The following is a 10,426-nucleotide window of genomic DNA, read 5'->3' as shown; positions in this document are numbered from 1 at the left end:
CTCGGCCAGCGGCCCCACCCGCTGCGCGGCCCGGGGGGGGGCCCCCCCCCCGGGGGGGGGGGCCCCCCCCCGCCGCCGTTCATCGTCCTGTTCGCGCGGGCCGTTCCCGACGTGCCGCGCACGGGCTCTCGTCGGCCCGTGCGGGAGTTTTCCGATCGCCGCGCGGTACGTACGTGCCTCCGCTGAGGCGGCGCAGAGGCGTCACTCGGATCCTGACCTCCGGCTGCTGGGTGGTGTCCATGCGTCCACAGTGCGCCGGTGGGGCCGGAGCAACCAGGTCTCTCCTGTGCGCAGGACCGCGGATCCTGGTACCCGGACCACCGGTCAACGGGCGACCGCCCACCGTCGGTCATCGCGCTCCGGGGAGCCGCAGGGTGAAGACCGAGCCCTTGCCGACCTCGCTGGTGACCGTGACCGTACCGCCGTGGGCGGTGACCAGCTGGCGCACGATGGGCAGACCCAGGCCGCTGCCGCCGGTGCGTCTGCTGCGGGACTTCTCCGCCCGCCAGAACCGCTCGAAGACGCTGGTCAGATCCTCCGGGGCGATGCCGCCCCCGGTGTCGGCCACGCGGAAGTGGACCTCGTCGCCGTGGCGTCCGGCGGAGAGAGTGATCGTGCCGTCGGCGGGGGTGTGACGGATCGCGTTGGACACCAGGTTGCCGAGCGCCTGCCGCATCCGGAGTGGATCGGCGTCGAGCCAGGGGGTGCCGTCCACCGCCGTGCACAGCCCGATGCCCGCCGCCTCGGCCGCCACGCGGTGTGCCGCGACGACCTGTTCGAGCAGTTCGTCGGCGCGGACCGGTTCGCGGTGCAGCGCGAGCGTGCCGGCCTCGGCGGCCGCGAGGTCCTGGAGGTCGTCGATGACCCGCTGGAGCACGAGTGCCTCCTCGTGCAGGGACGCGAGGAGTTCGGGGTCCGGGTCGACGATGCCGTCGCGGGCCACCTCCAGCCAGCCCCGGATGTTGGTGAGCGGGGTGCGCAGTTCGTGGGCGATGTCGGCGACCATCGCCTTGCGCTGTGCCTCCATGCGTTCACGGCGCTCGGTGAGGTCGTTGAACGCCACGGCCAGGATGCCCGTCTCGTCCTGGGTGGTCACGGGCACGCGTACGTGCTGCTCGGGCGGCTGCTGGGCGGCGTGCGTCAGGGCGCGCAGGGGGTGTACGAGGCGGCCGGCGACCAGGGCCGTGGCGGCGACCGTGAGGGCGAGGACGAGACCGGCGACGCCTGTGACCTTGGCCTTGTTGGCGGCCGACATGTCGAAGTGCGGGGCGGCGCTGTCGGCGTGGCCCAGGAACAGTTCGGCGGCCGGGGCGACGTACGGGGTCAGCTGCCGGCGGCGGGAGCTGTCGACGCACCTCTCGGCCTGCTCGGCCACCGCCGCCTTCCTGGTCTGCTCCGCGCTCCGCGCCCGGTCGGTGGTGAGCCGCGCCGCCAGGGACATCTTGGCGACGTAACGGGTCAGCATGGAGTGGTCCGTGAAGTCGACGGTGATACCGAGGGGCGCGTCGAACTCGACTCCGGCGCGGCCCAGGCAGTCCTCGGCGTAGGCGGTCAGTTCGGCGAGGGCCTTCCGCTCCGTCGCGGTGGGGGTGTTGAGCACGCCGTCGGCGCACCGCGCCGGCACCTGGCCCCCGTCGACGCTCCCGTCGGCGTCGGTGAGGACCGACCTGCCGCTGGGCAGCCGCGTGACGGAGGTCTCGACACCGCTGCCCGCGAAGCAGGCCCGCCGCTTCCCGGCCAGCAGGGCCACGTGCTCGCGCTCGGCGCGGGTGAGACGGTACGGGCCGACCGCGCGCGGATCGATGCCGGTGACCTGCGCCCCGGGGTCGGTGAAGGTGTCGGTGTGCAGCGGGTCCACCGCCGCGGCGGCGCGGGGCGGCAGGGCCGTGTGCCGCGTCTCGGAGTCCGCGATCGGAGTACGGGACGGGGTCGTCAGGGCGATGCGGCGGCCGGTTCTGTCCGACAGTTCACGGACGGTCCTCGCCACGTCCGACCAGTCGCGATGGGTGGCCGCGTAGCCGCTCAGCTGCCGGAGGATGTCCATGTCCTCGGCCAGCACCTGCCCCTGCTCCTCCTGGATCGCCCGGGTCGTCGTCTCGACGGCCAGCCAGGCGGTCGCCGCGACGGAGCAGATGGCGATCAGCACCGAGGTGAGCAACAGGCGGACCAGCAACCGCTTGCGCAGCGGTACCGGCCGGTTCACCCGCGCTCACCGCTGAGTTTGTAGCCCACGCCGAAGACGGTCAGCAGGCGGACCGGTCTGCGCGGGTCCGCCTCCGTCTTCTTGCGGAGATTCATGATGTGCACGTCGACGGCCCGCTCGGTCGACGCCCGGTCCACACCCCGGGTGCGGCGCAGCAGTTGCTGCCGGGAGAAGACCCGGTCCGGCTCGGCGACCATGGCCAGCAGGATCTCGTACTCGTCGGGTGTGCACTCCACCGGCGACCCGTCGCACACCACCTCGTGCCGTACGGGGTCCACGGTGATCCCCGCGGCCCGTACGACCGGGCCCTCGCCGTGCCCGGCGCCCTGCCGTCCGCTGCGGCGCAGGACGGTGCGGATACGGGCCATCAGCTCGCGCGGGCTGTACGGCTTGGTCATGTAGTCGTCGGCGCCGAGTTCGAGGCCGAGCAGGACGTCCTCTTCCGTGGAGCGGGCGGTGAGCATGAGGACGGGGATGTCGTCGTCGCGGCGCAGGGCCCGGCACACGCCGAAGCCGTCGATCACCGGCAGCATCAGGTCCAGGACGACGAGGTCGGGCCGGCGTTCCCGGGCCGCCGCGAGCGCGGCCCCGCCGTCGTGGACCACGGTCGCGGTGTGTCCCTCGCCGAGCAGGGAGCGGCGTATCAGCTCGGCCTGCTTCTCGTCGTCCTCGGCAACCAGCACATGTGCGCACACGAGGCCCGATGCTAGGTGCTGGAAGACGTGGTGCGACCGGCCGTGAGGGGCTTCCCACGCCCTGACACCTTCCTCACAACCTGCTGGTACCGGCCCCTGGGCGAGGGCCGGCGGCAGCGGCCCTCAGCGTCTGAGCGCGGCCGCGTCGCCCATGACGATCACCGGGTGGCGGGCCGGGTCGACGGCGCGCAGCAGGGCCTTCATGTGGTCCTCGCGCAGGCTGACACAGCCCTGGGTGGGGCCGCCGTGGTCGACGTGCACCCAGATGCCGCCGCCCCGGTCCGCGCCGAGGGGGCGCGTCCAGTCCAGCGGTGAGGTGCCGGGCTCGCGGTTGTAGTCGATGGCGATCACATGGTCGAAGGACCCGGCCAGGGGCTCGCCCTCGAAGCCGGTGCCGTCCACGGAGAAGCCGCCGGAGTGGTCGTAGGGGAGACGGGTGCCGGGATTGCCGCGCAGGCCGCCCGCGTCCGTGAGGGTGTACACGCCGACAGGTGAGCGGAGATCGCCGACCACATGATGGTCGGTCCAGCCCTTGAAGGCGTTGTGCGCGGGCCAGACGGTCCCGGCGTGCCAGCCGGATGTCGTGCGTCTGTACAGCACCGCGGTGGACACGGCGGAGTTCCGCCCCCGGCCCGTGACCATGAGCACCTGACTCGTCTTCCGCGGGATCCCGGCCGAGGTCCTGGGGCCCAGGCCCGGCAGTTGCCGCGGTGCCACGTCCAGGGAGATGCGGGGTGCGGGGGCGGGCTCGGCCCCGCCGGCCCGGGTCGGGTGGTCCGTCGTCCTCGCCTCTCCGGCGCCGCAGCCGACGGGGACGGCGAGGAGAAGGGCGGCCGCCAGGGCGACGGCGGAACGGCGTCCGGCGCCGCGAGTGCTCGTGATCATGCATCGACCCTGACCGACACATATGAGGAACTTGTCAGGCGCGCGGGATCACTCACCCATCACGCCCGCACCTTCTTCCCTCCCCCTACTTCGAAACATTCGGTCTGACTGACGAATATTCAGGGGAACATAGGCGGGACATGGCCGTAAGGCAAGAGGATCCGGGCGACACATGGGGCGACGCGGCCAACTTGAGCCAACCGGAATACGGTGCGGCACAGCCCGTTGACGACCCGTATGACCGGCCGTAAGGTCTGCGCAGCCATTCGGAAACATGCTCGAAACTTTCGATACCGCAGAAGGGGACGACATGCTCACCCGTACGTTCACGGATCACCCGGTCACACCTCCGCCCCGCAGGTCACGGGCTCGAAGAGCCCTGGTGTTCGGCATGGCGAGCCTGCTCGCCGCGGCCGGCGTCACGGCTCTCGCGGGAACGGCCGCAGCGGCGAGCACGCTCGGTGCCGCGGCGGCCGAGAAGGGCCGCTACTTCGGCACCGCGGTCGCGGCCAACCACCTGGGCGAGGACGCGTACGCCTCTACGCTCGACACGGAGTTCAACTCCGTGACCCCCGAGAACGAGATGAAGTGGGACGCCGTCGAGCCCAGCCGCAACTCCTTCTCGTACGGCTCGGCCGACCAGATCGTCAGCCACGCCCAGGGCCGGGGCATGAAGGTCCGCGGGCACACCCTCGTCTGGCACTCCCAGCTGCCGGGGTGGGTCGGCGGACTCGGCGCCGCCGACCTCAGGACGGCGATGAACAACCACATCACCCAGGTCATGACCCACTACAAGGGAAAGATCCACTCCTGGGACGTCGTCAACGAGGCCTTCCAGGACGGCAGCAGCGGCGCCCGGCGCAGCTCGCCCTTCCAGGACAAGCTCGGCAACGGCTTCATCGAGGAGGCGTTCCGCACCGCACGGGCGGCCGACCCGGCCGCCAAGCTCTGTTACAACGACTACAACACCGACGGGGTCAACGCGAAGAGCACGGCCGTCTACAACCTGGTGAAGGACTTCAAGGCACGCGGTGTGCCGATCGACTGCGTGGGCTTCCAGTCCCACTTCAACAGCGCCTCCCCCGTGCCGGGCGACTACCGGACGAACCTGCAGCGCTTCGCCGACCTGGGCGTCGACGTGCAGATCACCGAACTGGACATCGAGGGCTCGGGCACGGCACAGGCCACCAGCTACACCGACGTGGTGAACGCCTGCCTCGGCGTCTCCCGCTGCACCGGGATCACCGTCTGGGGTGTCACCGACAAGTACTCCTGGCGCGCGAGCGGCACCCCGCTGCTGTTCGACGGCAACTACGCCAAGAAGGCCGCCTACACCGCCGTGCTCACCGCACTCGGCGGCAGCGGCGGGGGCGGAGGTGGCGGTGGCAACGCCGCCTGCACGGTCACGTACAGCAGGACGAACGACTGGAGCGACCGCTTCAACGGGCAGGTGACGGTGACCGCGGGCAGTGCCGCCATCACCGGCTGGACGACGACCGTCACGGTGACCTCTCCGCAGAAGATCTCCACGACCTGGAACGGCACGCCCAGCTGGGACTCCAGCGGCAACGTCATGACCATGAAGCCCAACGGCAACGGGAGCCTCGCGGCGGGAGCGTCGACGAGCTTCGGGTTCACCGTCATGAAGAACGGCAACTCCTCGGCGCCCGCGATCGGTTCGTGCAGCGCGTCCTGACGTCGTACAGCGCGTCCTGACGCGTCTCGGACGGGCCCCGCGGGAGCGGCGGTACGGAGGGAGGGGGTGGCGGGGCGGTTCCGGTCGCCGCGCCACCCTCTCCGTAGCGTGCGCCGCGCACCGCGTGCCGCCTATCGCCTATCGCCTATCGCCGGAATGTTCGGTGGGTGCGCGGGCGTTGGTCAGCGCATGACTGATGACGCCGGTCCCGGCCAGGACGCACTACTCCGACTCCTCTCCGAGTACGACGGCGGGGTGCTGACGACGCTCAAGCGCGACGGACGCCCACAGCTGTCGAACGTCAACCACGCGTACTACCCCGACGAGCGGATCGTGCGCGTGTCGCTCACCGACGGCCGCGCCAAGACGCGCAATCTGCGCCGCGATCCCCGGGCCTCGTACCACGTGACCAGCGCGGACCGTTGGGCCTACACCGTCGCCGAGGGCACCGCCGAACTCTCGCCCGTGGCCCGCGAGCCCGGCGACGAGACCGTGGAGGAGCTGATCCGGCTCTACCGGGACGTACAGGGCGAACATCCCGACTGGGACGACTACCGGGCCGCGATGGTCCGCGACGGGCGGCTCGTCCTGCGGCTGCACGTGGAACGCGCGTACGGTATTCCGCTCGCCCGCTGACCGGTTCCCCGCCCTCCGACAACCCCTGTTTTTGGTCTGTACCTGACGATGGTCTGCCGCTAGGCTCTGCCCCGCATGGAGATGAGAGCGCTCTCATAGTTCAGCTGTTCCGCCCCCACCTTGCTGGAACAACGAAGGGCCATCGCCTTGAGACGCACCACGACCCTGAGCACCTGTCTGGCCTCCCTCCTCCTGATCGGCTCCTGGGCAGCCGTCGGCACCGGATCCGCCTCGGCCGCCGCCGCCCCCGAAGCCGCCCCCACCACCGCTTCCAAAGCTCCCGCTTCGAACGCCCTCATCGACGCCATGCGCCGGGACTTCGGGCTGACGAAGGCCGGCGCCGAGGCCCGTCTCGCCGCCGAGAAGACGGCGACCGCCGCCGAACCGAAGGCCAAGCGCGCGGCCGGCGCCGCGTACGGCGGGTCCTGGTTCGACGCCGACAGCGGGAAGTTGACCGTCGCCGTCAAGAGCGGCGCGTCCGCCGCGACGCTCGCCTCCGTGCGGGACACCGGTGCGAGTGTCCGCACCGTCAAGTACAGCGCGCGGCAGCTCGACGCGGCCAAGGCGCGCATCGACAAGCTGGCCGCGCCCGACGGGGTCAGCAACTGGTACGTCGACTCCGAGTCCAGCTCGGTCGTCGTGGGCGTCGTCGCCGCGCAGCGGGCTGACAACGATGTCCGGGCGTTCCTCGCGAAGGCGCGGGCCGGTGGTTCGGTCACCGTCACCGTCAAGGAGACCGCGTCCGCGCCCGAGACGTTCGCGGCCGGGACCGTCGGCGGCGACCCCTTCTACACCGGCAACGTCCGCTGCTCCATCGGCTTCTCCGTGCACGGCGGCTTCGTCACCGCCGGGCACTGCGGTGGGGCCGGACAGGGTGTCAGCGGCTGGGACCGCTCGTACATAGGCAACATCCAGGGGTCGTCGTTCCCCGACAACGACTACGCGTGGGTGAACGTCGGCAGCGGGTGGTGGACCGTGCCCGTCGTACTCGGCTGGGGCACCGTGTCCGACCAGCTCGTGCGGGGCTCCAACGAGGCTCCGGTCGGGGCGTCCATCTGCCGGTCGGGGTCGACCACGCACTGGCACTGCGGGAACGTGCTGGCCAAGAACGAGACGGTCAACTACAGCCAGGGCGCTGTGCATCAGATGACCAAGACCAGCGTCTGCGCGGAGCCCGGTGACTCGGGCGGGTCGTTCATCAGCGGTGACCAGGCGCAGGGCGTCACTTCCGGTGGGTGGGGGAACTGCTCCACCGGTGGGGAGACCTGGTACCAGCCGATCAACGAGATCCTCAACCGGTATGGGTTGACGTTGCACACTGCGTGATGTTTGCGCGGGCTTTGTCGGGCGGGCTCCGTCGCCGGGAGGTGGCGGGGTCCGGCCTTTGCGTTTGCGCTCCGCTTCGGGGTGGTGTCGTGTGCGGGTCGGTGGGGCTGGTTGCGCAGTTCCCCGCGCCCCTGGGGGGGGACCGTTCGATGTCGCGTGGCCGTCGGTGGGGGGGGTGCTCGCGCCGTTCCCCGCGCCCCCTGGGGGGTGACCGTTCGACGTCGGGTGACCGTCGGTGGGGGGGGTGCTCGCGCCGTTCCCCGCGCCCCCTGGGGGGTGACCGATCGACGTCGGGTGACCGTCGGTGGGGGGTGCTCGCGCCGTTCCCCGCGCCCCCTGCGGGGGTCGGGTGTGTTGTGGGTTCATCGGGCGTTCATCGTGGTTGTCGCTTGTGTCGGTTCGTTGCGGGGGGTGGCGGCCTACGCTCGTCCCCGGCACTTCGCGGGGTCCGGACGTCGTCAGGCGGTCGGTTTCCCCGCCCGTCCACACGGAAGGTTCTCGCACATGGTCCTCAGATCCACCGCCGTGTCGCGGAGGTTCGGCAGGAGAGCCGCCGCTCTCGCGCTGACCACCGCTCTCGCGGCCGCACTGCCCGGGCCGGTCTCCGCGGCGGCCGACGCCGCCGCGCCCGCGCGCCCCACCGCGTACGTCGATCCGCTCATCGGTACGGCGAACGGGGGCAACACCTACCCGGGTGCCAACCTCCCGTACGGCATGATCGGTTGGTCGCCCACCAGTACCAGGGGCGACCAGACCAGCACCGGCGCGGCCAACGGCTACGAGTACGGGGCGACCCGGCTGCGCGGGCTGAGCCTCACGCATGTGAACGGCGCGGGCTGCAACCCGGGTGCCGCGGGCGACGTACCGATCATGCCGTTCGTCGGGGACGTCACCTCGTCGCCCTCGGCGGACACCCAGGACGCCAAGTACGCGGCGAACTTCTCGCACGCCGACGAGCGGGCCGTGCCCGGCCGTTACTCCGTCGGCCTCGACTCCGGTGCCCGCGCCGACCTCGCGGTGTCGCAGCGGGCCGGCGTCGCCGACTTCACGTTCCCCGCCGGCAAGCCCGCCAATCTGCTCTTCCGGGTCTCCAACTCGCTCAACGGGAGCGAGGACGCGGAGGTGAAGATCGACCAGGCCCACCGCAAGGTGACCGGGTCGGTGCTCACGGGCGCGTTCTGCGGTCGGCGTGCCAACGGCGGTACCAACAACCGCAAGAGCTACTACCGGCTCTACTTCACCGCCTCCTTCGACCGCGCCTTCTCCGGCACGGGTACGTGGAAGGACGGCACCCTCTCCCCCGGTTCCACCACGGGCGGTGGCGGCGAGGGCTACGCCACGGGCGCCGACCGCGCGGGCCGCGGCTCGGGCGGTTATGTCGGCTTCGACACCGCGTCCGACAACGATGTCCACATGCGGCTCGGCATCTCGTACGTGAGTCTCGCGGGCGCCGAGGCCAATCTCCGCGAGGAGATAAAGCCGAGGGCCAGCGTCGACCAGGTCGCGGCGGCCGGGAGCCGGGCCTGGGACCGTGAGCTGCGTTCCGTGCGCATCGGCGGGGGCAGTGAAGCCCAGCGGACCGCCTTCTACACCGCGCTCTACCACTCCCTCCAGCAGCCCAACCTGGTCAGCGACACCGACGGCCGCTATCCCGGCATGGACGGGAAGGCCCATCGGATCGAGCGCGGGCAGGGGGCGCAGTACAGCAACTTCTCGGGCTGGGACCAGTACCGGGCGCAGATCCAGCTGCTCGCGCTGCTGAAGCCGCGTATCGCCGGGGACTTCGCCCAGTCGCTCTACAACTTCGCCGAGCAGAACGGCGGGGTCTGGGACCGGTGGGTGCACATCAACGGCCCGACCCATGTCATGACCGGTGACCCGACCGCGGCCACGCTCGCCACCTTCTACGCGATGGGTGTCCGCAACTTCGACTACCGCGGCGCCTTCGACTCACTGGTGAAGCAGGCCACCGTGCCGCACCCCGACGGGCTCTCCGACGCGGGCTGCCCCGGCCAGTGCACCGGCCAACGGCCCAACCTGGCCCAGTACATGGCCTCCGGGTACGCGGCGCAGGACGTCTGCCACTGCTGGGGCGGTGCCGCCGAGACGCTGGAGGACTCGGTCGCCGACGACGCGCTCGGCCGCTGGGCGAAGCTGCTCGGCCATGACGAGCAGGCCGCCTACTTCGCCGATCGGGGCGGCTGGTGGCGCAACGTCTACAACCCCGCCGCGACGGACGGGGCGGGCACTGACGGCTACATCCAGGCGCGCAACCTGGACGGGTCGTGGGTCACGCCGTTCAGCCCCGGCAGCGACCGCGGGTTCGCCCAGGGCACGAGTGCCACGTACACCTGGATGGTGCCGCAGGACGTCCAGGGGCTCGCCGAGGCGATGGGCGGGCGTGAGGTGGCCGCAGGCCGGCTCGACGGCTTCTTCCACAAGGCCGACGGGTCCTGGTCGGTGAAGGGCGGCGACGCGCTGCGCTACGACCCGACCAACGAGCCCGGCATCCACGCCCCCTGGCTCTACAACGCGCTCGGTCAGCCGTGGAAGACCCAGGCGACCGTCCGGCAGATCGTCGACACCGTCTACGGCACGGGGCCCACGGGACTGCCCGGCAACGACGACCTCGGCACCATGTCCGCCTGGTACGTCTTCTCGGCGCTCGGCATCTACCCGCAGACGCCGGGCAGCGCGAACCTCCTGCTGGGCGCGCCGCTGTTCCCGCACGCCGTGATCGACCGGCCCGGCCGCGACCTCGTCATCGACGCGCCCGCCGCCGACGCCACGCACGCGTATGTGGGCGGCGTGCGGCTCAACGGCCGTACGCACGACCGGTCCTGGACCGACGGCGGCCTGCTGCGGACGGGTGGCACGCTCAAGTTCACGCTGGCCACGGAGCCGGACACCACGTGGGCGACCACGCCCGCGGGACTGCCCCGCTGATCAGCCGCTCGACAGGGGTATGGCCCCGGATCCGGATGA

General features: G+C 71.4%; 7 protein-coding genes. 4 read left to right on the top strand and 3 right to left on the bottom strand.

Translation table 11 applies throughout. From position 1 onward, the window contains the following. Positions 1–349: 349 nt before the first annotated feature. The 3 genes from ACZ60E_RS00365 to ACZ60E_RS00355 form a co-directional block, all read right to left on the bottom strand. On the bottom strand, positions 350–2,203 hold the full coding sequence (locus ACZ60E_RS00365) for a sensor histidine kinase (protein ID WP_469436478.1): 1,854 nt from the start codon (positions 2,201–2,203) through the stop codon (positions 350–352). Beyond that, positions 2,200–2,898 carry a response regulator transcription factor gene (locus ACZ60E_RS00360; RefSeq protein WP_469436476.1) on the bottom strand — a complete coding sequence of 233 codons (699 nt, stop codon included), beginning with the start codon at positions 2,896–2,898 and terminating at the stop codon, positions 2,200–2,202. Before ACZ60E_RS00360 ends, ACZ60E_RS00365 begins: the two co-directional genes overlap by 4 nt. Positions 2,899–3,021: 123 nt before the next feature. After that, positions 3,022–3,783, bottom strand: a complete 762-nt coding sequence (locus tag ACZ60E_RS00355; protein WP_469436473.1) for a L,D-transpeptidase family protein — start codon at positions 3,781–3,783, stop codon at positions 3,022–3,024. 310 nt (positions 3,784–4,093) lie between these two features. Here ACZ60E_RS00355 and ACZ60E_RS00350 point away from each other — a divergent pair, with 310 nt between their 5' ends. From ACZ60E_RS00350 to ACZ60E_RS00335, 4 genes are all read left to right on the top strand, one after another. Further along, positions 4,094–5,479: a glycoside hydrolase family 10 protein gene (locus ACZ60E_RS00350; RefSeq protein WP_469436471.1), complete on the top strand. Its 1,386-nt coding sequence runs from the start codon at positions 4,094–4,096 to the stop codon at positions 5,477–5,479. 189 nt (positions 5,480–5,668) lie between these two features. After that, positions 5,669–6,115, top strand: a complete 447-nt coding sequence (locus ACZ60E_RS00345) for a PPOX class F420-dependent oxidoreductase (protein ID WP_469436467.1) — start codon at positions 5,669–5,671, stop codon at positions 6,113–6,115. A gap of 147 nt (positions 6,116–6,262) precedes the next feature. Further along, a complete protein-coding gene (locus tag ACZ60E_RS00340) occupies positions 6,263–7,441 on the top strand; it encodes a S1 family peptidase (protein ID WP_469436464.1) in 1,179 nt (392 codons plus the stop codon). 504 nt (positions 7,442–7,945) lie between these two features. Next, on the top strand, positions 7,946–10,387 hold the full coding sequence (locus tag ACZ60E_RS00335; RefSeq protein ID WP_469436461.1) for a GH92 family glycosyl hydrolase: 2,442 nt from the start codon (positions 7,946–7,948) through the stop codon (positions 10,385–10,387). The last annotated feature ends 39 nt before the right edge of the window (positions 10,388–10,426 follow it).

Source organism: Streptomyces sp. NPDC102514 (assembly GCF_055584525.1).
Note: the sequence above shows the minus strand (reverse complement) of the source record. Positions and strands in the feature narration are given on the sequence as shown.